This window comes from Neorhizobium sp. JUb45 (genome assembly GCF_004343585.1).
In the GTDB taxonomy this organism is placed as follows: domain Bacteria; phylum Pseudomonadota; class Alphaproteobacteria; order Rhizobiales; family Rhizobiaceae; genus Neorhizobium.
Genome location: NZ_SLYW01000003.1, coordinates 460,185 through 482,416, shown reverse-complemented (window position 1 = coordinate 482,416; position 22,232 = coordinate 460,185). Strand labels below are relative to the sequence as shown.

The window sequence follows — 22,232 nt, the reverse complement described above, 5'->3', positions numbered from 1 at the left end:
CCCGATAGGAGCTGCCATGCTGCGCATCCATGCCCACGACCTTGATCGTCTCGTCACCGTTGCCACCGATCCGGTGGAACTGCCGGCTGCCGACCTCCTTGCCAATGCCGTCTGGTACGATCTGGTCTCGCCGACTGCCGAGGAAGAGCGCCTCGTCGGCGATCTGCTCGGCATCGCCGTGCCGACTGCCGACGAGATGGAAGATATCGAGCTTTCCGCCCGCCTTTATCAGGAGAACGGCGCCGAGTTCATGACCATGACCGTGCTGACGCGGCCCGATGCCGGCGCACCGCGAAAGGTTCCGGCCACCTTCATCATCAAGGGGCAGGCTCTCGTCACCGTGCGCCATGCCGAGCCGCGTCCGTTCGATGCCTTCATGGCGCGTGCCCGCCGCGGTGGCGGTGGTGGTGTTCATTGTGGTTATGGCGAACTGGTGATGACCGGTCTGGTGGAGGCCATCATCGACCGTATGGCCGATACGCTGGAACGGCTCGGCAACGATATCGACCAGATTTCCCGCGACGTGTTCGAGACCAAGACCGGCAAGGCCGACAAGAAGACCCGCGACCTGCAGGAACTGATGCGCGAGATCGGCCTGAAGGGCGAGTTCATCACCGTCGTGCGGGAAAGCCTTGTCAGCGTCTCGCGTGCCGTCGCCTATTATGCGGCGCTCGATGGTGTGGACAGAAAGCTGTCAAAGGAACTGCGCCAGCGCCTCAAGCTCTTGCAGCGGGATGCCACGTCGCTGGGTGACCACTCCGCCTTCCTGTCGGGAAAGATCAATTTCCTGCTCGATGCAACGCTGGGGCTGATCAATCTCGAGCAGAACCAGATCATCAAGATCTTCTCGGTCGCCTCCGTGGTCTTTCTGCCGCCGACGCTGGTGGCATCCGTCTATGGCATGAACTTCGCGTTTCAGCCCGAGCTGCAGTGGCACTATGGATATCACATGGCACTGGTGCTGATGATCGTGTCGATGGCGCTGCCGTTCCTCTACTTCAAGCGCAAGGGCTGGCTGTAAGGATCCCGATCAAAACCCTTCCGCTCTGCCGGCTAACCGGAGAGCGGAAGAGTGTTCTTTCCTGTCATTCCACCGTCGGCTCGAAATCCGGCAACAGCCGGCAGGGCTCGTCATAGGTCTTGCGCTTTCCCTCGCAGAGCGCTGCAATCGACTGTTTTGTCGGTTTCTTGCCGTCATCGATCCATGTCAGCATGGCGGAAAACAGCGCCGCATATTGCGGTGTCGACAGTTTTGAATGCTCCGCCTCGTCGGAGAAATTCTGCTGCAGAAGGTCGCCATTGCCGGCCCGTTCCACCGTCTGGCGGTAGATCGCCTCGTGGTTCACGAACACGGTCGGGTCGTCCTTGGCATGCAGTGTGATGGTTGGCGCAACGATCTGGCCGGTGAGGTCGGCGTCATAGGCCATCGCCCGGCGGGCTTCAGGGTCGGCGGTAAAACGCTCGACGCCCTTGTTCAGCGCCGCGTCGTCATCCGATCCCTTGTATTCGACCCTGGAATTGTCGAACGGGTTCCTGCCGTCCAGCCGCCGCCAGACGATGTCCGAAAACAGACCGGTCGCCCAGGCAAGATGCGCCACCAGCGATTTTTCCGGCACATGCGTGACGGCGAGGATGTTCTTCAGGTTTTTCGCCTGTTCCGGCGTGCGCTTGTCCGCAGCCAGCGAAACGCCGGTGCATTCGTCGACCCGTTTTTCCAGCTCGTCGCGCTTCATCGAAACACCCTTCGGCAGACCCTGCCAGACCGGATATTGTGTTTCATCGGCGCGCGGATGGTTCTTGCAATAATACTGGTAGACGGCACGCAGGTCGGCGCGGAAATCATATCCGCGACTGCCGCCGGCCAAAAGTCCGCTGGTCAGCACGATACCGTCGTAGTTTTTGCGGCCGCGCCAGTCGAGGGCGTAAAGCTCGGCGGTCTTCGCCGCCACGTTGCCACCCCATGACTGCCCGTGCAGCAGGACATTTTTTGGCTTGCCGAGAAGCTTTATGGCGATACGCCTGACATTGTCCGTATCGGCTGCCGCCATGCGCACGCCATAGCCCTGGCGCCGGTAATTGGAGCCGGCCCAGGCATACCCTTCCTGAACGGTGACGGCAAAACGCTCGAGATCCTCCACCGGATCGTCGGGTTTCGGCTTGGCGGTGCGTGGGCCGCCATGCGCGTGCACAACCAGCGTGCCGTTCCAGTTTTTGGGTTTTGCAATCCAGTAATAGGCGCCGCGCATGTCCTGTCCGGCAAAACACTCGGTACCTGCGGGCATCGCTTTCGGGCAATCCTTAAGCTGCGGCTCGGCACGTTGCCGCTGCTGCGCATGGGCCGGCAGAGCAGATGCAACGGCTACTGTAAGCGCGGGTAAAAGCAATTTGGTCAAACGCATGAAAACTCCTCCTGTCCCAGCCGAGGATAAAACTATGGCGATGGTTGGACGAGGCAACGGAGGGCTGAGAGATGAAAGAAAGCGAGCGGGCAAGTTTGGCCGGAAAATGGGTCATTCCCTTCCCAAATGCAAAACGGGACGGGTGATTCTTCACCCATCCCGTTCGTATCAGACATCAAGATCGAAGCGTCACTTGTCCCAGTCGGGCGCCAGATGGCCGGGGCTGACGATACGGCCATCGGCACGCGCCAGCTTGTGCACCGCCGCCATCTCCTCTTCCGACAGGACGAAATCGAAAATCTCGAAATTTTCCGGCAGACGGCTTTCGGTGGCGGTCTTGGAAAGCGCGATCACATCCTTCTGCTGCACGGCCCAGCGCAGAACCACCTGTGCGGCGCTCTTGCCGTGTTTGGCGCCGATATCCTTCAGCACCTCATCCTTCGGCACGGCGCCATCGGCCATCAGGTAATAGGCGGTGACTGACATGCCCGTCCTGGCCGCTTCTGCGAGAACTTTTGTCTGGTCGAGATAGGGGTGATATTCGACCTGGTTGTTGACGATCGGCGCATCCGACAGTTTGACGGCCTCGGCCATCAGCGTGGTCGAAAAATTCGATACGCCGATATTCTTGACCTTGCCGGCCTTGCGAAGCTCGTTCAACGCGCCGATGCGGTCGGCGAGCGGCATTTCGCTCTGCGGCCAGTGCAGCAAGAGAAGGTCGACGTGATCGGTCTTCAGTTTCTGCAGGCTTTCATCCACCGAGGTGATGAAAGCATCGTGGCCGACGCGGTCGACCCAGACTTTTGTGGTGAGAAAGATATCGGCGCGCGGAATGCCGGACTTTGCCAGAACGTCGCCGACAGCCTGCTCATTCTTGTAGATCTGCGCGGTATCGACATGGCGGAAGCCGAGTTTCAACGCCTGCGGCAGGATGCGGTGGACATCGGCGTCGGGCATGCGGAACGTGCCGAAACCGAGAGCGGGGATGTTGGCGCCATTTGCGCTGACACTGTGCATGGATAACTCCTTTGGAAAGGAAGCCCGGCGGAAAGCCGGGCGGGAATGTGACCCCCGTTACATGGGGTTTCTGAAAGTCGGATCAACCGTCGGAACGGGGGAACCTGGCTCAGCCGGCAATCGGCGGATCGAGCCGGGCAAAACCTTCCTGCCGGTGATAGGGGAAATGCGGGTAGGGCGGTGTGACGGCGCTGGCCGCGTCGAGTTTTGCGATCTGTTCCGCCGTCAGTGCCCAGCCGACTGCGCCAAGGTTTTGCCTCAACTGTTCCTCGTTACGGGCGCCGATGATGACGGAGGAGACCGTAGGTCGGGAAATCAGCCAGTTGAGTGCCACCTGCGGAACGGATTTTTCCGTCTCGGCCGCGATGTCTTCGAGCGCATCGACAACCCGGTAAAGATGTTCGTCATCCACCGGCGGGCCAAAACTTGCCGTCTCGTGCAGGCGGCTGCCGGCCGGGATCGGTTTCGAACGGCTGATCTTGCCGGTCAGTCGGCCCCAGCCCAGCGGGCTCCATACCAGTGCACCAAGCCCCTGATCCTGTGCAAGCGGCATCAGGTCCCATTCGTAATCGCGACCGATCAGCGAATAATAGACCTGATTGGCGACATACCGCGTCCATCCATGTTTTTCCGCCGCCGCCAGCGATTTCATGATCTGCCAGCCGGAGAAATTGGAAACGCCGATATAGCGCAGCTTGCCTGCGTCCACGAGCCTGTCGAGCGTGGACACCACTTCCTCCACCGGTGTCGAGGCATCGAAGGCGTGCAGTTGGAAGATATCGATATGGTCGGTGCCCAGACGTTTCAGCGCCTTGTCGACGGCGGTGATCAGCCGGGTGCGTGACGAACCCCAGTCGTTCGGACCATCACCTGAGGGCAGGCTGGCCTTGGTGGAGATCAGCACTTCGTCGCGGCGGCCCTTGATCGCCTGTCCCAGCACCTCTTCCGAAGCGCCGTTGGAATATACGTCGGCGGTGTCGAACAGATTGACACCGGCCTCCAGGCAGATGTCGACAAGGCGGCGCGCCTCCGCGACATCGGTCGTACCCCAGGCGCTGAACAGCGGGCCGGAGCCGCCGAACGTGCCGGCACCGAAGGAGAGGACCGGCACTTTCAGGCCGGATTTTCCAAGGCTGCGATATTCCATGATGATGATCCTTCTGCGTGACGAAAGCGGTTTATTCGGCCGGGTGGGCAAGTGCGGTTTGGGGAGCCTGCTGCCGGTCCAAACGGATGGCGATGAAAGCGACGGCCAGTGCGCCGATTGGCACGAGGCCGGCCACGAAGGTCACGGCTCCAAGGCCCGGCCCATGGTCGATGACGGCACCGCCGAGCCATGCACCGATGGCGTTGCCGAGGTTAAAGGCCGCGATGTTAAAGGACGATGCCAGACCCTGACCCGCACCTTCAGCCTGTTTCAGAACCCACATCTGCAGCGGTGCGACGGTGGCAAAGGCTGCGGCGCCGAACAGGCCGATGCCGATCACCGCGAGAATGGGCTGATGGATGGCGGCGGTCATCGCTAGCAGAATTGCTGCCAAGGCGACGAGGCTGCCGACGATGGTCGGGACGAGGTGCCTGTCTGCCAGCCAGCCGCCGAACAGATTGCCGACAACCAGACCGCCACCGAAGACCAGCAGGATCGGAGAAACGGCACTTTCGGAAAACCCGGTGATCTGCGTTAGGATCGGCGCGATATAGGTGAAGCCGGCGAAAACGCCCACCCAGGAGAGAACGGTGGTCAGCAGGCCAAGGATGACGCCACGACGACCGAGCACGGCCAGCAGACCTTGCGAGGTTTCTTCCTGTCCATCGGATGTCTTGTCCTTTGGCACCAGCAGGGCGATGACGGCAAGGGCGAGAATTCCGATCAGAGTGACGGCCCAGAAGGTCGAGCGCCAGCCATAGGCCTGACCCAGCCATGTGCCGAACGGCACGCCGAGAATGTTGGCGACGGTGAGGCCGGTAAACATGATGGCGATGGCCGATGCCTTCTTGTTCGGCGCGACGAGACCGGTTGCGACAACCGAGCCGACACCGAAGAAGGAGGCGTGGGCAAAGGCTGTCAGCACGCGGGCAGCCATCAGCGTCCAGTAATCGGGGGCAAGCGCACAGGCGAGATTGCCGATGGTGAAGACCACCATCAGGGCCATCAGCAGGGTCTTGCGTGACCATTTTCCGGAAATGGCGCCAAGGATCGGCGCACCGATGACGACGCCGAGCGCATAACCGGAGATCAGCAGGCCGGCGGCAGAGATGGTGACGCCGAGATCCTTGCTGACATCGATCAGCAATCCCATGATGACGAATTCCGTGACGCCGATGCCGAAGGCACCGGCGGTCAGGGCATAGAGAGCGAGAGGCATTGTTCAGTTCCTTGGGAGGAGTGCTTTTGATGCATCGCAATATCGTTGCCGAACACTTGCCTGTGTAGCTGGATAGGCGGATAATCATTTGTGAATTGAAATCACAGGTGATCATTTGGATAACCGCGCCGGAGAAATGGAAGTTTTTGTGCTGGCGGCCGAGCTGAAAAGCTTTTCGGCGGCCGGGCGAAGACTGAAACTGTCGCCGTCTGCGGTCAGCAAGCTTGTGACGCGGCTGGAGGACAGGCTCGGCACACGGCTCGTGGTGCGCTCCACCCGCATGCTGCAACTGACGCCGGAGGGCGAGACCTATCTTGCCCGCGCGTCGCGTATCCTTGCCGAGATTGCTGATACGGAAGCAGTGGTGGCGGGCGGTGGCCGCATGCGGCCGCGCGGGCCACTATCGGTCAATGCATCGGTCGGCTTTGGTGAAAGTTACATTCTGCCGATGATACGCGACTTCCAGAGGCTGTTTCCGGAGGTGCAGCTCGATCTCACGCTCACCGACGACACGGTCGATCTCATCCGCGAACGCGTCGACATCGCCATCCGGCATGGGGCATTGCGGGATTCGTCGCTGATGGCGCGAAAACTCGGCCAGAGCCGGCAAGTGGTGATCGCTTCGCCGCAATATGTCCGCGACCACGGGCAGCCGGACACGCCTGCCGATCTTGCGCGTCACAACTGCATCAACTTCAATTTTCGCCGCGCAGTCGAGGGCTGGCCTTTTCGTGATCCGCACAGCGGCAAGGTTGATGTCCTTCCCGTCTCCGGCAACCTCAAAGGCTCCAGCGGTTCCATCATCCGGCAACTTTGTCTGGATGGGCTTGGCATCGGCCGTGTCGGCCGATTTCATGTCGAGCCGGATATCGAAGCCGGCCGGTTGACCGTTCTTCTGGAAGACTACAATCCCGAGGATATCGAGGAGATCCACGCCGTTTATGCCGGCCACGAGCACCTCGCGGTGCGCATAAGGGCGTTTATCGATTTTCTGGCAAAAAGGCTGGAGGCATAGGCATCCAGCCTCCGTAGGCTCACGCGTCTGCGAGAATTCTGGTTGCCGGCGCCTTCGGGCGGGGCGCGAAGATTGCCCGGCTTGCGTCGACATCATAATCGGCCTCGAATGTCGTCGCGTCGCTTGCGATCTGCGCCACGCAATCGAGAATGAACCGAACTTTTTCGTCGGGCAGCAACACGCTGAAATTCAGGCGGACAAAACCCGGTTTGCTGATCTCGTCGCCGGAAAGGATCGCCTGTCTTATCGCCTCCGATTGCTCAGGGGTGATTGACAGCAGGCGGTGCACATAAGGGCCGGCACAGGCGCAGCCGCCGCGTGCCTGTATGCCAAAACGGTCGCTCAGCATGCGTGTGATCAATTGCTGATGGACATATCCGCCTTTGCCATCACGGACACGGAACGAAAAGATCGGCAGGCGGTCGGCGTCCTGAAGCCCGAGAAGCTCCAGTTGCGGAATTTGCTTCCAGCGGCTGAATGCGCGTTCGGTCAGTTCGCGATTGCGGGCCTCCATCTTTTCCGCGCCGATGGCATCCTTGACGATGAAGGCGAGTGCTGCCCGGATATCGCCGACAACATTGGGGGTGCCGGCCTCTTCGCGGGATTCGACATTGTCGCTGTAATCATGCGCCGTCGGAGACACGAACTTGACGGTGCCTCCACCAGGCCAGGACGGTTTCCGGGTTGCCAGCGCGTCTCGGCGCAGGATCAGCACGCCGGACGCACCGGGGCCGCCGATGAACTTGTGTGGCGAGACGACGATAGCGTCGATCTGCGCGCCGGCTGCCGGACACATGGCAATCGGCAGGTAGGGGCCGCCGCCCGCATAATCCCAGATCATCCTCGCGCCGGCCGCCTTCACCATGGTGGTGATTGCAGCGACATCGCTGATGATGCCGGTGATATTGGAGGCCGCCGACATGGCGCAGATGGTCAGCTTCGGCGCTCCATCGTGAAGTGCCGCTTCGAGCAGGGCAAGATCAGGGCCGCCATCGGACTGCTCGGGAATTTCGATGATTTCGGCGCCGCTTTCCCGCCAGGGCAGAATGTTGGAGTGATGTTCGTAAGGCCCGAGGATGATGCGCACCGACTGGCCTGCCGCAACCGCTTCAGTAACACCGAACAGCGCCACGAGACGGTTGATGCCGGAGGTCGCGCCGGAGCCGGTGAAAATCACGGCATGCTGCTCGGTTGCTCCGCAAGATTTTGCGATTGTCGCACGGGCTTCGCGGCGCAGCCGGGTCATGAACCCACCGCAATAGGACGCTTCCGTGTGGCTGTTGGCGTAGTAGGGAAGGACCTCTTCCAGAACGAAACGCTCAACCTGATGCAGGGCGCGGCCGGAGGCGACATAGTCCGCATAGACAAGCGCCTTCTCACCATAAGGACCGTTTATTGTGGCGGTGGAGCCGACAAGTCCGTCATTCAGGGACGCGATGACATCGCCATGGCCGAGGCTTTTCCGGAACTTTGCCAGTGGCGTTTCGATCGATGCTGTCACTTTGCCGGTGGCGTCCAAGGTCGTTTTCCCCGCTTGCGGTATTTGACAGCAATCCTATCTCGGTTCAGGGTGAGAAAACGCGCTTATTTCTAGTTATTTTTTTGGAATCTTGTGTCAAATGAACGATAGTAACGTCAAGATCGATGACTTTGATATGAAGATCCTCAACTTCATTCAGAAGGACGCGAGTCTCTCCCAGCGCGAACTGGCCGACAAGATCGGACTTTCCCAGAATGCCTGCTGGCGGCGGCTTCAGCGCCTGCAGTCGCTCGGGCTGATCCGCGAAGCGCATAACACGATCGATCTCAAGGCGCTGGGTTTCGACCTGACCGTCTTTGTGATGATCCGCACGCGCCACCATTCCAAGGACTGGAGCGAAGGTTTTCGCGCCCATGTGGAGCGTCTGCCGGAAGTGATCGATTTCTATCGTATCGGCGGTGACTGGGACTATCTCATCAAGGTCGTGACCAAGGGCATGTCCGGTTATGATGCCTTCTATCAGAAACTCATCACCGATTTCGATCTTGCGACTGTCACCGGCTTTTTTTCCATGGAAGCAATCATCAACGGCCGTCCTGTCGACCTCATGCGTTTGCGATGACCGCCGATCAGGTCGGCCAAAGTTGCCACCTGACAATTCACGTATCGACAGTGTGGAGAGGTAATCTAAGTAATTGATGTTATGGAGTAATGTCGTGAAATTACGGTACGTGTGAAAACGTATGTTGTCGCACCCGTCAAATAACCAGGGGCCGTTGGCGCGACCCCTGGCACTCATTGTATAGGCTTCCTTAGCCCGGCGGTATCGCTGAGAGTCGCTGTCCGGCCGCCAGTGAACCCATTCGCTTTCGCTGCGTCATGTGGTTTGCGGCACGGGCTCGCGGATCGTCAGCACGACGAGTAGGCAAACCACGGCGGCTATGCTCAGTGCCATGAAAACGGCTGACCAATCGTAGCTGTCCAGAAGGATGCCGACCACCAGAGGCATGATCACGGCTCCGATCTGGCCACCCATGTTGATGACCGAGTAGGCAACCGGATAGGAGGCTTTTTCCACACGCCCCATGGCATAAACCGAGTAGGCGGAATAACCCAGCGACAGCAGGAAACCGACCATGAACAGAACAAGGGTGAGCATGACCTTGTCATGGGGGGCATTCATCATGATCGCCATCATGAAGATGGTGCAGAACGCGCTGACCAGCATCAACGGTTTGCGCCGCCTAGCGAAGATATTGTCGGAGATCCAGCCGCCGACGAGATTGCCCAGCACGTTTCCGGCAAACGGGGCAGACGCGAGAATGGCCGAATTGACGATATTGAACTGGTGCGCTTCAAGCAGATATTTCGGCAGCCACGACATCAATACGCCATCGACGATACCAACCATGCACATGTAGCCGATTGCCGCGCCGTAAATGTCCCAACTGGTAAAAATGTCTCGCGACGTCTTCAGCGGAGCAAGATGCGACGTACGGATGATCTTGTCGATAAGGCCGAATTTGAAGGCTTTCGCTTCCTTTTCGTCAGGCGAGCCGGCATCGGTCTGGGCCGCATCCGTCTTTTCTTCATTGATGTGGCGAAGCTCGGCTTCGTTTACGAAACGGCTTTCCGCCGGTGTATTGCGGACGAGGATGAACCACAGAATACCGAGAATGACGCCGGGAATCGAGAAGAACAGGAAGATATGGCGCCAGTCGTAGTTGAGCAGGATCCAGGCGCAGATCGGCGGAACCAGGAAGGGGCCGAATTTCGAGCCTGCCAGGAAAATCCCGGTGGCAGTGCCCTTTTCCTTGCTGGGGAACCAGTTGTTGATGGTCGCTGTCGAGCTGATGACGACCGGAGCTTCGCTGACGCCGACAAGGACACGCAGCATCTTGAGGTGAAGCGCGCTATCCACACGTCCCATCAGAAAGGTAAATGCGGAGGTGAAGATCATGCCCAGCATGTATGCGGTGCGGATGCCGGTCTTCTTGACGATGAAGCCCGCTGGAATCTGGAAAAGGCCGTAACCGGCAAAAAACAGGCTGATAATGACCCCTGTCTCGGTGTTGCTGAGTTCAAACTCCTTTTGCATGAACGGAATGGCAAAACCGATGTTTGCCCTGTCCGCCTGAGCGACCATAAAAAGGAGAAAAATAAGCGCCATCACGAACCACCGATAGTGGGTCGGGCGTTGTCTTTGTGTTTCCATCCCAAGTACTCTCATATGTGAAAGATTCAGTTTTTCACGCGCGATTTTGATCGGCCATTCCTCCCGGAGGCCGCACCGCCTGGTCTTTTTTATTCGGCACTCGCGCGCTCAACGTCGCGCGAGTGTCAGCCGGCCACAGGAATGCAAAAAGGCCGGAGAATGATTTACTTCTGCAGCCAGCCTTTAACGCTTTCGCAGATCGCACTGGTTGAAATTCCGTAACGATCGTGAAGTGTCGGCAGGGCGCCGGCGTCGAGGAATTCGTCGGGCAGGCCGATATGGCGGAAGGTGGGGAAAACACCCGAGCGCATCAGCGATGCGGCGACGGCTTCACCAAGGCCGCCATTGACGGAGTGGTTCTCCGCCACGACCACCAGGCGGCCGCTCTTTGATGATGCCTTGACGATCGCATCGACGTCGAGCGGTTTGATCGTCGGAACGTGCAGCACGGCGACATCGACCTTGTCCTTCGCCAGTTCCTTTGCCGCTTCAAGCGTGCGCATGGTCATCAGGCCTGTGGAGATGAACAGCACGTCGTTTCCGTCGCGCAGCATCTTCGCCTTGCCCAGCTCGAACTTGTATCCATACTCGTCCAGTACCAGCGGCACGTTTCCGCGCAGCAGGCGCATATAGACCGGACCCGGATGATCGATCATCGCGGGTACCGCCTGCTCTATTTCCAAAGCATCGCACGGATCGATGATCGTCAGGTTCGGCATGCCGCGGAAGATTGCAAGGTCTTCGGTCGCCTGATGGCTTGGACCATAACCGGTGGTCAGGCCGGGAAGGGCGCAGACGATCTTGACCGGCAGGTTTTCCTCGGCGATTGCCATGCAGATGAAATCATAGGCGCGTCGTGCCGCAAAGACGGCATAGGTGGTTGCGATCGGAATGAAGCCTTCGCGCGCCATGCCGGCAGCCGAAGCCATCAGCAGCTGTTCAGCCATGCCCATCTGGTAAAACCGCTCGGGATAAGCCTTGGCGAAGATGTGAAGATCCGTGTACTTGGCGAGATCGGCCGTCATGCCGACGATTTCAGGACGATCCTTTGCAAGTTCGACCAATGCGTTACCGAACGGTGCCGGCTTCGTCGGCTGGTTCTCGCCGGCGATCGAGGCGATCATCGCGGATGTGGTCAGGCGCGGTTTGGAAGGATCGAAAGCTGCGAATTTTTTCTTGTGTGTCATGATGCAAACTCCGCATCGAGGACCGCAATTGCCTGGTCCCATTCATTGGCATCAACCCGGATGAAATGGTTCTTGTCGCGGGCTTCGAGGAAGGGAACGCCCTTGCCCATCAGCGTGTCGCAGATGATGACGCGAGGAACGGCATGCTCGTGATTGCGTGCCGCATCGAAGGCCTTCACAAGGGCATCGATATCGTTGCCGTCCACGCGCTGCGCAAACCAGCCGAACGCTTCGAACTTCTTGTCCACCGGTTCGCTTGCCAGGACCTGTGAAGACGGGCCGTCGGCCTGCTGATTGTTGATGTCGACGATGGCGATCAGGTTGTCGAGTTTCCAGTGAGCCGCAGACATCGCCGCTTCCCAGGTGGAACCTTCACCGAGTTCGCCGTCCGACAGCAGATTATAGATGAAGGACTTCGATTTTTTGACTTTCAGGCCAAGGCAGCCGCCGATTGCGATCGGAAGGCCATGCCCAAGGGAGCCGCCGGTGATTTCCATGCCGGGCGTATAGGCGGCCATGCCGGACATCGGCAGTCGGCTGTCGTCGGTGCCGTAGCTTTCAAGTTCCTCGCGGGGAATAATGCCTGCCTCGATCAGCGCGGCATAGAGGCCGATCGCGTAATGACCGATCGACAGGTAGAAGCGATCGCGCTCCTCCCATTCCGGCTCGGCCGGACGGTATTGCATGGCATGGAAATAGGCGACGGAAAGAACGTCCGCGATATCAAGCGCCTGAGCAATGTAGCCCTGGCCCTGAACCTTGCCCATCTGAAGGGCTGTACGCCGGATTTCGTAGGCCTTCTTTATCAGCGGCCTGTTATGCCCGAGAATTGGGGCGTTCATGGATGTAACCTCCTGCATTACTGAAGTCTGCTGCAAGGAGTTCGCCGTCGACATATTGCGTCGAAATCAGGAAGGGAGCCGTTGATGCATTCTTTTCGACGTTCAAAAACGATGAACACGTCGCAATTTTGCGCAATGTAATCGATTTAATCTCGCGAACGAATGTTATCAATTTGACGTCCTCCAGAACTCCTCGCCTCTAGCGGTAGTGCCAATAAAGCTGAATGAAAAATGGTAAAATTGCATCCAGACGTGAATCTGATTCATGTTTGATTGATGTCAATTCTCTTTATGCCTTGGCTTTCGCTCTCTCAGTGCGGCTTTTTGGGATAGGCTGAGACTTGGCGAACCGATCATCGAAACCGGTAACCACGCTCACTCTGCGCGCTGCAGTGACGTGGCTCGCCAGATCGGAGCGGGACTGCCACATGGCCGGCTTCTCATTGCGAACTGCAGTCAGTGACCGAATGTAGCGCGGCGTTGGGGCCATCAATCGTGAGTGCATGGACGCGGGCCCGCCCTCAAGGTGCCGGCAAGTCAGGGGTCCGCTGACGTCAGTCCTTGACGATCATAAAATCCTATCGAAGTGATCTGTAAAAACGAATTAAGTCTATCGACAGCGTGCGCTAAGAACGTTGTCGGGAAGAGATTGCCACCTGCGAAGTCGGCCATACATAGCTGCATTAGCCCGGTCTTTCATTCTGCCGAGTGCGGCGAGGAGGAAACAGCAGGCAGGTCGACATTTCCCCAAAAGTGCATGTTCGAGCAACCAAGGAGAACGTCATGGATACGAAAACAGAGACCACAGGCCAGTGTCCCGTCGCACATGGCGCCCATGGCGCTACGCAGCGTGGAAGGACGAACCGCGACTGGTGGCCGAACCAGCTGAACGTGCAGATCCTCCACACCCATTCCTCACTGGCTGATCCGCTGGGCGAGACCTTTGATTACGCGGAAGCATTCAATAAGCTCGATCTCGATGCGCTGAAGCAGGATCTTCACGCGCTGATGACCGACAGCCAGGACTGGTGGCCGGCCGATTTTGGCCATTACGGTGGCCTGTTCATCCGCATGGCATGGCACTCTGCGGGCACCTATCGCATCACCGATGGCCGCGGCGGCGCCGGCATGGGCCAGCAGCGTTTTGCGCCGCTCAACAGCTGGCCGGACAATGTCAATCTCGATAAGGCCCGCCGTCTTCTCTGGCCGATCAAGCAGAAATACGGCAACAGCATTTCCTGGGCCGACCTGATGATCCTCACCGGCAATGTCGCGCTGGAATCCATGGGTTTCAAGACCTTTGGTTTCGCCGGTGGCCGCGCCGATGTGTGGGAGCCGGAAGAGCTTTACTGGGGCCCGGAAGGCACATGGCTGGGTGACGAACGGTATAGCGGCGAACGCGAACTGGCCGAACCGCTCGGTGCCGTGCAACTGGGCCTCATCTACGTCAATCCGGAAGGCCCGAACGGCACCCCTGATCCGCTCGCGTCTGCCCGCGACATCCGCAGCACCTTTGCCCGCATGGCGATGAATGACGAGGAAACCGTCGCGCTGGTCGCCGGTGGCCACACATTCGGCAAGACCCACGGTGCCGGCGACGCATCCTGTGTCGGTATCGACCCGGAAGGTGGCGAACTGGAAGCGCAGGGCCTTGGCTGGTCGAGCAAGTTCAACAGCGGTGTCGGTCGCGATGCGATCGGCAGTGGTCTCGAAGTCACCTGGACCCAGACGCCGACGCAGTGGAGCAATTATTTCTTCGAAAACCTCTTCGGTTTCGAATGGGAACTGACCAAAAGCCCGGCCGGCGCGCATCAGTGGGTTGCCAAGAACGCCGATGCTTCGATCCCGGATGCATTCGACCCGGCCAAGAAGCAACTCCCGACCATGCTGACATCGGATCTGGCCCTGCGTTTCGACCCGATCTATGAAAAGATCTCGCGTCGTTTCCTCGAAAACCCGGCGGAATTTGCAGACGCCTTTGCCCGTGCATGGTTCAAGCTGACCCATCGCGACATGGGCCCGAAAGCGCGTTATCTCGGCCCGGAAGTGCCGGCTGAAGATCTGATCTGGCAGGATGTCGTGCCCGCCGTCGATCATCCGCTGGTTGATGAAGTGGATATCGCATCGCTCAAGGAGAAGGTGCTGGCCACCGGCCTGTCCGTGCAGGAACTGGTGTCCACCGCATGGGCGTCGGCCTCCAGCTTCCGTGGTTCCGACAAGCGCGGCGGCGCCAATGGTGCACGCATCCGTCTTGCCCCGCAGAAGGATTGGGAGGCCAACCAGCCGGCCCAGCTCGCAAAGGTTCTGGGCGTGCTCGAAGGCATCCAGCAGGCGTTCAATGCGGCCCAGAGCGGCGGCAAGAAGGTCTCGCTGGCCGACCTGATCGTGCTGGCCGGTGCGGCCGGTGTTGAAAAGGCGGCCAAGGCCGGCGGCCATGATGTCGCCGTGCCGTTCACGCCGGGTCGCACCGATGCTTCCGACACCCAGACGGATGTCGAATCCTTCGCAGCGCTCGAACCGCGCGTCGACGGTTTCCGCAACTATGTGAACGACAGCCGCATCCAGTTCATGAAGGCCGAGGAAGCGCTGGTCGATCGCGCACAACTGCTGACCCTGACGGCGCCGGAAATGTCCGTCCTCGTCGGTGGCCTGCGCGTGCTCACCGTCGGTCAGCCGAAACATGGCGTGTTCACCAACCGGCCTGAGGCGTTGACGAACGACTTCTTCGTCAACCTGCTCGACATGGGCACGGTCTGGAGCCCGCTGGCGGGTGCCCGCGGCATCTATGAAGGTCGCGACCGGACGAGCCACGAGCTGAAATGGACCGGCACCCGCGTCGACCTGATCTTCGGTTCGCACTCGCAGTTGCGCGCCATCGCCGAAGTCTACGGCCAGTCCGATGTGAAGGAAAAGTTCGTCCGCGACTTCGTGTCCGCCTGGAACAAGGTGATGAACGCCGACCGTTTCGATCTTCTCTGATCGAGACTGTGGCCCGGACGCGCACCCTGGCGTCCGGGCAACTCACGCTGACCTCTCAGCTGATATTCTTGTATTTCAGTCTGGACGCTGGTTTTGGCATTTGCCATAGTCAGGCGGCAGTCGCGCTACGGGGAGTCCGAGCCGGCGCTTGTGTGCGTCTTCTTTTTCGTTTCTTCCTCGCGTGCCCTCTGCAAAGCGATTCGGAGACGAACATGCCTGCCCAGTCTGCATTTACCATCCGGTCCCGATGCCTTGTCGATGCGAATGATGCCTGCCGGGTTTTTGGCGCATGATTGCCAACCGCACGGGTCTTGCCGTCGCCATCATGGTTGTAGCGGCTTTTCTGAACAGTCTGGACGCCGTCATCGTCCGTTTTCTCGCGGGCGAAGTGCATCCGTTGATGATCGGTTTTTTCCGTTCGTTTTTCGGCCTGATTGCCGTCACGCCGTGGATCATCAAGGGCGTCAATCTGTCGGCTTCTCCCTTCCGCAGCCTGCATGCCGTACGCGCCGGGCTGAAATTGCTGGCACTGGTCTGTCTGTTCGTGGCCTTTGCGCATGCTCCGCTGGCGGATGCCACAGCCATCAATTTTACCATGCCCATCTTTCTGGTGCTTGGCGCATGGCTCATCCTTGGCGAGAAGGTTGGCGGCGGCAGCATTGCCGGCGTTGTCGCCGGCTTCATCGGCGTCATGATCATCATCCGTCCAAGTGGTGATCAGGGGTTTGATCCGTGGCTACTGTTTGCGCTCGCCGGTGCAGTGCTGACGGCGTCCAGCCAGTTGCTGCTGCGCCGCATGGCGGTACGTGACACGACCGACCGTCTGGTCGCCTGGAACCTGATCACCATGGTGCCGCTCGGCCTGATCATCATGTTGCCGGTCTGGTCCATGCCGACATGGACGCAACTGGGCCTGCTGGCTTTGCAGGGCGTGCTCGGCGCCTTCAATATGGCGATCATCACCCGCGCATTCTCCATGGCAAATGCCAGCATTCTGGCACCGCTCGATTTTCTGCGCCTGCCGATCGTGGCGCTGATGGCATTTCTGGTCTTTGCCGAAATTCCGGCGATCCAGACATGGATCGGTGCTGCCGTGATCATCGGGGCAACCGTCATTGCCACAGGCGGTGCGGCGCGGCGCAAAAAGCCGCCTGTCGACGACATCTGACGATTTTCAGAAAAAACAGTTCACAAAAATTCTAGATGCACTAATATTTTAGTTAAGCCTTCGCCGGCTTGTCGCGGTTCTGTTTGTCACTGGAGGGTGGCGGGCCGATCCGCTGGCCGGCGAAAACAGAAACGGGGTGTCAAAACCCGCATGCAATCACCCGGGAGGAGTGGCATGAAGAGTTTCATCGGCAAACGAGCGATCGCCAGTGGTGTATCCCTCGTCGTGCTCGTCGTTATCGTTTTTTTCCTGTCGCGACTGACGGGGGACCCGACCAACCTTTACCTGCCCATCGACGCCACGCAGGAGATGCGTGACCAGTTCCGGCAGATGCACGGGTTCAACGATCCCCTGATCGTGCAGTTCGGCCGTTACGTGATGGATCTGGTGCAGGGCAAGTTCGGCAATTCGCTGCGGCAGGCCCGCCCCGCCATGGATGTGGTGCTGGAAGCCTTTACGTGGACGTTATGGCTGGCGGTCATCACCATGGTGCTGGTCACCATCGCCGCCATAGTCATCGGGTCGCTCGCCGCATTCCGCGTCGGCGGCGTGTTCGATCGCATCGCCACCTTCTTTTCGCTGATCGGCGCGGCTGCCCCCGATTTCTGGGTGGCGATCGTCGCCATCGTCATTTTTGCGGTCAATCTGCATGTGCTGCCGACGTCCGGCACCGGCAGTGTCTGGCACTGGGTGCTACCGGTCGGCGTGCTGTTCATCCGCCCGTTCGGCCTGATTTTGCAGGTGGTGCGCGGTTCGATGATCAGCGTGCTCTCCTCAGCCTATGTGAAGACTGCACGCGCCAAGGGCGTGCAGTCCCGCTCGATCATTTTTGTTCATGGCCTGCGCAATGCCATGCTGCCGGTGATCACCGTCATCGGTGATCAGGCCGCCGCCATCCTCAACGGTGCCGTTGTCGTCGAAACCGTCTTCGGTTTTCCCGGCATCGGCAAGCTGATGATCGATTCCATTCTTCTTCGCGATTTCGCCGTCGTGCTGGCGGTCATCATGGTCTCGGCACTGGCGATTTTTATCATGAACCTGTTGATCGACCTTGCTTACGCACTGCTCGATCCGCGTATCCGGTATTGAGCGATGACGACGATGACAGACACCCAAATCCTCGCCGCGCCGAAAAAATCGAACGGGCCGTTTGCTCGCTGGTTTGCCATGCTGTGGGCCGACAAGTTCGCCTTTTTCGCCGCTCTGTTCCTGCTGATCGTCCTGCTCTGTGCGCTGTTCGGCCCGCTTCTGATGGATGCGATCGCGACCAAACAGAACCTGCGCGGTCGCAACGCGCCACCGTTCGATATCACCCGCGGCTGGCTTTACGTTCTCGGTGCCGACGCGCTCGGGCGGCCATTGTTGGCCCGCGTGGTCGTTGCCGCCCAAAACACCATGCTGGTGGCGGCCGCAGCCGTGCTGGCATCCTCGGTGGTCGGCACGGCGCTTGGCCTTGTCGCCGGTTACAGCCGGGCATCGGCCGCGCAGTGGATCATGCGTCTCGGCGACGTCATCATGTCGTTCCCGTCGCTGCTTCTGGCGGTGATCGTGCTCTACATGCTGGAACCGTCGGTCGCCAATATCGTGCTGGTTCTGGCCATCACCCGCATCCCGATCTATCTGCGCACCGCGCGGGCGGAAGTGCTGGAAGTGCGCGAGCGCATGTTCGTGCAGGCCGCCAAGGTGATGGGGGCGTCACACTGGCGCATCGTTTTCTGTCATATCCTGCCGGTGATCTTTCCGACTTTGGTCACCATCGCCACGTTGGATTTCGCCTTCGTCATGCTGGCGGAATCCTCGCTATCCTTCCTCGGTATCGGCATTCAGGCGCCGGAAATCACCTGGGGTCTGATGGTGGCGCAGGGCAGGCCTTATCTCGCCAATGCCTGGTGGCTGTCCTTCTGGCCGGGTCTGGCGATCATTCTCACCACGCTCTCGCTCAATCTTCTGTCCAACTGGCTGCGCATCGCGCTCGACCCGACGCAACGCTGGCGCCTTGAAATGGGAGGTCGCAAAAATGCATGAACACCACACGACTGAACATCTGTTGGAAGTCCGTGACCTTTCGGTCGAATTCCACACGCTGGCCGGCACGGTGAAGGCCGTGCAGGATGTCAGCTGGTATCTGGATCGCGGCGAAACACTGGCCATTCTCGGTGAAAGCGGATCCGGCAAATCCGTGTCGGCTTCGGCGATCATGAACCTGATCGACATGCCGCCCGGCAAGATCACCAGCGGCACCATTCTCTTCAACGGTCGCGACATGCTGAAGATGACAGCGGAGGAGAGGCGGGCGATCAATGGCGCAAAAATCGCCATGATCTTTCAGGATCCGCTCGCCCATCTCAACCCGGTCTATCCGGTCGGCTGGCAGATTGCCGAGATGATGACGGCGCATGGCAAACCCGGTGCCGATGCTGCCGCGCGGGCGCTGGAGCTTCTGAAACGCGTCGGCATTCCCGAGCCGGAAGCTGCGATGAAAAAATATCCGTTTCAGTTTTCCGGCGGCCAGCGGCAGCGCCTGATGATCGCCATGGCGATTGCCTGCAAGCCGGACATTCTGATTGCCGACGAACCGACGACGGCACTCGATGTGACCGTGCAGGCACAGGTTCTGGCGCTGCTGGAAGAGCTGCAGCGCGAGACAGGCATGGGTCTTCTGCTCATCACCCACGATCTCGGCGTCGTTGCCGAAATCGCCGACCGGGTGGTGGTGATGAATTCCGGCCATATCGTTGAGACCGGCAATGCCGCCGAGGTTTATCGCAATCCGCAGCACCCCTACACGAAGAAGCTGATCGATGCCGCCCCCGGCAAGGGCGATATTCCGGCCGAGCGCGAACGGCAGGGCGAACCGCTTCTGAAGGCGGTAGGGCTGAAAAAGACTTATGGGGCTTTTCACGCGCTGAAGGGCGTCAACTTTTCCATCATGCCCGGCGAAACTGTCGCCGTGGTCGGCGAAAGCGGCTCGGGAAAATCGACGCTGGCACGCGCCATCGTACGGCTTGACGATCCGCAGGAGGGGCAGGTTTTTTATCGCGGCAACGATCTTCTGGCGATGTCGCCCAGGGAGATCTTTGGGCTGCGCCGTGATCTGCAGATGGTGTTTCAGGACCCGACGCAATCGCTCAATCCGCGCATGAGCGTGTTCCGGCTGATTTCCGAGGCCTGGGTTATTCACCCCGACATTTTGCCCAAGGCAAAGTGGAAGGAGCGGGTGGCCGACCTGCTGGTCAAGGTGGGGCTGAAACCGGATATGGCGGAGCGTTATCCGCATCAGTTTTCCGGCGGCCAGCGCCAGCGTATCGCCATTGCCCGCGCGCTTGCCATGGAACCGAAACTGATCGTCTGCGACGAAGCTGTCTCGGCGCTCGATGTTTCCATTCAGACGCAGGTGATTGCACTGCTGGATGGCTTGCGCCGGGAGTTCGGCCTGTCCTATCTTTTCATCGCGCACGACCTGCCGGTGGTTCGTGACTTCGCCGATCGCGTCATCGTCATGAAGGCGGGCGAGATCGTCGAGGAAGGCACCGTCCGGCAGATTTTCGACGCGCCGCGCCATCCCTATACACAGGCGCTGCTGGCTGCGAGCCTCGATCCCGACCCCGAGGTTCAGGCCGCCCGTCGCAGTGCTCGTATTCGCAATGAAGGATTAGTTCCCGCATGAAACCCGATGTTCTTGTCGCCTACCCCCTCCGCAGCCAACAGATGGACATGCTGGCGGAGCGTTACACGCTGCACCGTCTGGACCTCGCCAAGGGAGAAGAGCGTGAGGCGGTTTTTGCAAAGGCCGGACCTGTCTGCACGGCGATGGTGGTGAATGGCCATGTCACGGTCGATGAAGCTTTTCTGGCGAAATTGCCGGCGTTGAAGCTCGCCTCCTGCTCGTCGGCCGGTTACGACCAGATGGATCTCGACGCGATGACGCGTCGCGGCATCACGCTCACCAACACATCGGAAGTGCTGCTCGACGATGTCGCCGACATGGCGCTGCTTTTGATGCTGTCTGCCCGCCGGCGTCTGCCGCAAGGGGATGCCTATGTCCGTTCGGGCGAGTGGGGCAAAAAGGGCATGATGCCGCTCACAAGCTCCACATATGGCAAGAAGGCCGGCATTGTCGGGCTGGGGCAGATCGGTCTCGCCATCGCCAAACGTTGCGAGGCGGTGGGGCTGACAATTGGGTACCACACCCGCAGCCCAAAAACCGGCAATGACTACGCCTATTTCGACGATCCGGTAAAACTGGCCGAATGGGCGGATGTTCTGATCGCGGCAACGCCGGGCGGTGCTTCGACGGAGGGTCTGATTTCGGCCGAGGTTCTTGATGCGCTCGGACCTTCCGGCAGTTTCGTCAACATCGCGCGTGGTACGGTGGTGGATGAGCCGGCCTTGATCAAGGCGCTACAGGAGGGCCGCATCGCCTCTGCCGGTCTTGATGTCTATCTCAACGAACCGAACCCCGACCCACGTTTTGCTGGCCTCGACAATGTCGTGCTTTATCCGCACCATGCCAGCGGTACGGAAGAAACACGCGAACGGATGGCGCAGCTTGCGGTGGACAATCTCGATGCGTTTTTTGCAGGCAAGCCGCTGCTGACGCCGGTGAATTGATCGGGGGGTATCGCGTAGGAAAGAAAGACCCCTCCCCACCCTCCCCACAAGGGGGAGGGCTTAACCCGGCCGATCCGCCGAAGCCTGAATTGGGGCAAGTGGTGGCCACAAATTTTCTCCCCCCTTGTGGGGGAGATGGCCGGCAGGCCAGAGGGGGACTTGCTTCACATGAGATGCCAATGCCTGCGGCATAAGCAGGACCAATTCACCTCAGATAAAATAATGCGGAAATTCCTTCCGCATGTCTTCCACCTTGGCCACCGTACGGCTCAGATGCTCGCGGATCGCATCGACTGCCGCCCGTTCATCGCGGGAGGCGATCGCCTCGACGATCGCGTGGTGCCCATCCAGAATACTGACGATTTTGCCCGTTTCCGGCAGATGCAGGCGGCGGATACGCTCCAGATGGCCGGAACGTTCGCGCACCAGCTGGTGCAGGTTGCTGCGCTTGACGCCGGCAAACAGGGTCTGGTGGAAAAGCTCGTCCAGCTCCTGAAAGATGGTGATCTGTTCGGGATCGTCGGCGACAGCGCGTTGCATTTTTATGATGGAGCGGGCGCGGGTGATGATGGCGGGATCAAGCTCGGGATCGGCGGCAAGCCGGCGGCAGACCTCGGTTTCCAGCGCCACGCGCAAAAAATGGGCTTCGTAGATCTGCAGCACGTCGATGCGGGTAACGACCGTGCGCGATTGCGGATAGATGCGCACCAGCCCCTCCTGCTTGAGGAGTTGCAGCGCCTCACGGATCGGTGTCTGGCTGACTTCGTAGGTTTCGGTCAGTTCGCCGCGTGACAATGTCGTGTCCGGCGGCAGCTGGATGGTGATGATACGCTTGCGCAGGTCGTCATAGACGCGCTGCACCGTGCCGCCCACGGCAACGGGAAAACCGGGTGCTGGAAGGCCAAAGGTCGCGGCAAGCTGCGAGTTCATGGAGCAAATCCTTTTCCGGCATT

Annotated in this window: 18 protein-coding genes; 9 read left to right on the top strand and 9 right to left on the bottom strand. The window is 59.6% G+C overall.

Annotated elements, in window-relative coordinates; genetic code table 11:
• Positions 1–16: 16 nt before the first annotated feature.
• Positions 17–1,021 (top strand): magnesium transporter CorA family protein, encoded by a 1,005-nt coding sequence (locus EDF70_RS14795; RefSeq protein ID WP_132274776.1) that lies wholly within the window; start codon positions 17–19, stop codon positions 1,019–1,021.
• 64 nt (positions 1,022–1,085) lie between these two features.
• On the opposite strand, the gene EDF70_RS14790 is transcribed toward EDF70_RS14795, so the two are convergent.
• The 4 genes from EDF70_RS14790 to EDF70_RS14775 all read right to left on the bottom strand — a co-directional run bounded on the left by EDF70_RS14790 (position 1,086) and on the right by EDF70_RS14775 (position 5,782).
• Positions 1,086–2,399 (bottom strand): hypothetical protein, encoded by a 1,314-nt coding sequence (locus EDF70_RS14790; RefSeq protein ID WP_132274773.1) that lies wholly within the window; start codon positions 2,397–2,399, stop codon positions 1,086–1,088.
• Positions 2,400–2,588: 189 nt separating this feature from the next.
• Entirely contained in the window at positions 2,589–3,416 is an 828-nt protein-coding gene (locus EDF70_RS14785; protein ID WP_132274771.1) for an aldo/keto reductase, read from the bottom strand.
• Between the two features lie 109 nt (positions 3,417–3,525).
• Positions 3,526–4,563 (bottom strand): aldo/keto reductase, encoded by a 1,038-nt coding sequence (locus EDF70_RS14780; protein ID WP_132274768.1) that lies wholly within the window; start codon positions 4,561–4,563, stop codon positions 3,526–3,528.
• 31 nt (positions 4,564–4,594) lie between these two features.
• Complete coding sequence (locus EDF70_RS14775) at positions 4,595–5,782, bottom strand: MFS transporter (RefSeq protein ID WP_132274766.1); 1,188 nt, start codon at positions 5,780–5,782, stop codon at positions 4,595–4,597.
• Between the two features lie 115 nt (positions 5,783–5,897).
• Here EDF70_RS14775 and EDF70_RS14770 point away from each other — a divergent pair, with 115 nt between their 5' ends.
• The gene (locus EDF70_RS14770) at positions 5,898–6,797 is read left to right on the top strand and encodes a LysR family transcriptional regulator (protein WP_132274763.1); all 900 of its coding nucleotides are present in this window, start codon (positions 5,898–5,900) and stop codon (positions 6,795–6,797) included.
• Positions 6,798–6,816: 19 nt separating this feature from the next.
• Here EDF70_RS14770 and EDF70_RS14765 read toward each other — a convergent pair whose 3' ends face one another.
• A complete protein-coding gene (locus EDF70_RS14765) occupies positions 6,817–8,316 on the bottom strand; it encodes an aminotransferase class V-fold PLP-dependent enzyme (protein WP_132274759.1) in 1,500 nt (499 codons plus the stop codon).
• Between the two features lie 100 nt (positions 8,317–8,416).
• Between EDF70_RS14765 and EDF70_RS14760 the strand changes: the two genes are divergently transcribed.
• The gene (locus EDF70_RS14760) at positions 8,417–8,899 is read left to right on the top strand and encodes an Lrp/AsnC family transcriptional regulator (protein WP_132274756.1); all 483 of its coding nucleotides are present in this window, start codon (positions 8,417–8,419) and stop codon (positions 8,897–8,899) included.
• 255 nt (positions 8,900–9,154) lie between these two features.
• On the opposite strand, the gene EDF70_RS14755 is transcribed toward EDF70_RS14760, so the two are convergent.
• The 3 genes from EDF70_RS14755 to EDF70_RS14745 all read right to left on the bottom strand — a co-directional run bounded on the left by EDF70_RS14755 (position 9,155) and on the right by EDF70_RS14745 (position 12,521).
• Positions 9,155–10,447: an MFS transporter gene (locus EDF70_RS14755; protein ID WP_132274753.1), complete on the bottom strand. Its 1,293-nt coding sequence runs from the start codon at positions 10,445–10,447 to the stop codon at positions 9,155–9,157.
• A gap of 209 nt (positions 10,448–10,656) precedes the next feature.
• On the bottom strand, positions 10,657–11,679 hold the full coding sequence (locus tag EDF70_RS14750) for a transketolase family protein (protein ID WP_132274751.1): 1,023 nt from the start codon (positions 11,677–11,679) through the stop codon (positions 10,657–10,659).
• Positions 11,676–12,521: a transketolase gene (locus EDF70_RS14745; RefSeq protein ID WP_132274748.1), complete on the bottom strand. Its 846-nt coding sequence runs from the start codon at positions 12,519–12,521 to the stop codon at positions 11,676–11,678. Before EDF70_RS14745 ends, EDF70_RS14750 begins: the two co-directional genes overlap by 4 nt.
• A gap of 783 nt (positions 12,522–13,304) precedes the next feature.
• On the opposite strand from EDF70_RS14745, the gene katG reads away from it, so the two are divergent.
• From katG to EDF70_RS14715, 6 genes are all read left to right on the top strand, one after another.
• On the top strand, positions 13,305–15,500 hold the full coding sequence (katG, locus tag EDF70_RS14740) for a catalase/peroxidase HPI (RefSeq protein ID WP_132274746.1): 2,196 nt from the start codon (positions 13,305–13,307) through the stop codon (positions 15,498–15,500).
• A gap of 289 nt (positions 15,501–15,789) precedes the next feature.
• Positions 15,790–16,668, top strand: coding sequence for a DMT family transporter (locus EDF70_RS14735; RefSeq protein ID WP_132274743.1), 879 nt, complete (start codon positions 15,790–15,792; stop codon positions 16,666–16,668).
• A 174-nt stretch (positions 16,669–16,842) separates the two neighbouring features.
• Positions 16,843–17,757, top strand: a complete 915-nt coding sequence (locus tag EDF70_RS14730; protein ID WP_132274740.1) for an ABC transporter permease — start codon at positions 16,843–16,845, stop codon at positions 17,755–17,757.
• Between the two features lie 12 nt (positions 17,758–17,769).
• Positions 17,770–18,693, top strand: a complete 924-nt coding sequence (locus EDF70_RS14725; protein ID WP_132274738.1) for an ABC transporter permease — start codon at positions 17,770–17,772, stop codon at positions 18,691–18,693.
• The gene (locus EDF70_RS14720; protein ID WP_132274735.1) at positions 18,686–20,335 is read left to right on the top strand and encodes an ABC transporter ATP-binding protein; all 1,650 of its coding nucleotides are present in this window, start codon (positions 18,686–18,688) and stop codon (positions 20,333–20,335) included. Before EDF70_RS14725 ends, EDF70_RS14720 begins: the two co-directional genes overlap by 8 nt.
• Entirely contained in the window at positions 20,332–21,279 is a 948-nt protein-coding gene (locus EDF70_RS14715) for a 2-hydroxyacid dehydrogenase (protein ID WP_132274733.1), read from the top strand. The genes EDF70_RS14720 and EDF70_RS14715 overlap by 4 nt, the downstream gene beginning before the upstream one ends.
• Before the next feature lie 210 nt (positions 21,280–21,489).
• Here the strand turns inward: EDF70_RS14715 and EDF70_RS14710 are convergent, their stop codons facing one another.
• Positions 21,490–22,209 carry a GntR family transcriptional regulator gene (locus tag EDF70_RS14710; protein WP_132274730.1) on the bottom strand — a complete coding sequence of 240 codons (720 nt, stop codon included), beginning with the start codon at positions 22,207–22,209 and terminating at the stop codon, positions 21,490–21,492.
• Positions 22,210–22,232: the final 23 nt, after the last annotated feature.

Bases quoted from the DNA above. Each gene is read 5' to 3' on its own strand.
- katG (WP_132274746.1), top strand. From the start codon at position 13,305: ATGGATACGAAAACAGAGACCACAGGCCAGTGTCCCGTCGCACATGGC.
- EDF70_RS14750 (WP_132274751.1), bottom strand. From the start codon at position 11,679: ATGACACACAAGAAAAAATTCGCAGCTTTCGATCCTTCCAAACCGCGC.
- EDF70_RS14795 (WP_132274776.1), top strand. From the start codon at position 17: ATGCTGCGCATCCATGCCCACGACCTTGATCGTCTCGTCACCGTTGCC.
- EDF70_RS14730 (WP_132274740.1), top strand. From the start codon at position 16,843: ATGAAGAGTTTCATCGGCAAACGAGCGATCGCCAGTGGTGTATCCCTC.
- EDF70_RS14710 (WP_132274730.1), bottom strand. From the start codon at position 22,209: ATGAACTCGCAGCTTGCCGCGACCTTTGGCCTTCCAGCACCCGGTTTT.
- EDF70_RS14745 (WP_132274748.1), bottom strand. From the start codon at position 12,521: ATGAACGCCCCAATTCTCGGGCATAACAGGCCGCTGATAAAGAAGGCC.
- EDF70_RS14775 (WP_132274766.1), bottom strand. From the start codon at position 5,782: ATGCCTCTCGCTCTCTATGCCCTGACCGCCGGTGCCTTCGGCATCGGC.
- EDF70_RS14785 (WP_132274771.1), bottom strand. From the start codon at position 3,416: ATGCACAGTGTCAGCGCAAATGGCGCCAACATCCCCGCTCTCGGTTTC.
- EDF70_RS14760 (WP_132274756.1), top strand. From the start codon at position 8,417: ATGAACGATAGTAACGTCAAGATCGATGACTTTGATATGAAGATCCTC.
- EDF70_RS14780 (WP_132274768.1), bottom strand. From the start codon at position 4,563: ATGGAATATCGCAGCCTTGGAAAATCCGGCCTGAAAGTGCCGGTCCTC.
- EDF70_RS14755 (WP_132274753.1), bottom strand. From the start codon at position 10,447: ATGGCGCTTATTTTTCTCCTTTTTATGGTCGCTCAGGCGGACAGGGCA.
- EDF70_RS14720 (WP_132274735.1), top strand. From the start codon at position 18,686: ATGCATGAACACCACACGACTGAACATCTGTTGGAAGTCCGTGACCTT.
- EDF70_RS14735 (WP_132274743.1), top strand. From the start codon at position 15,790: ATGATTGCCAACCGCACGGGTCTTGCCGTCGCCATCATGGTTGTAGCG.
- EDF70_RS14725 (WP_132274738.1), top strand. From the start codon at position 17,770: ATGACAGACACCCAAATCCTCGCCGCGCCGAAAAAATCGAACGGGCCG.
- EDF70_RS14715 (WP_132274733.1), top strand. From the start codon at position 20,332: ATGAAACCCGATGTTCTTGTCGCCTACCCCCTCCGCAGCCAACAGATG.
- EDF70_RS14790 (WP_132274773.1), bottom strand. From the start codon at position 2,399: ATGCGTTTGACCAAATTGCTTTTACCCGCGCTTACAGTAGCCGTTGCA.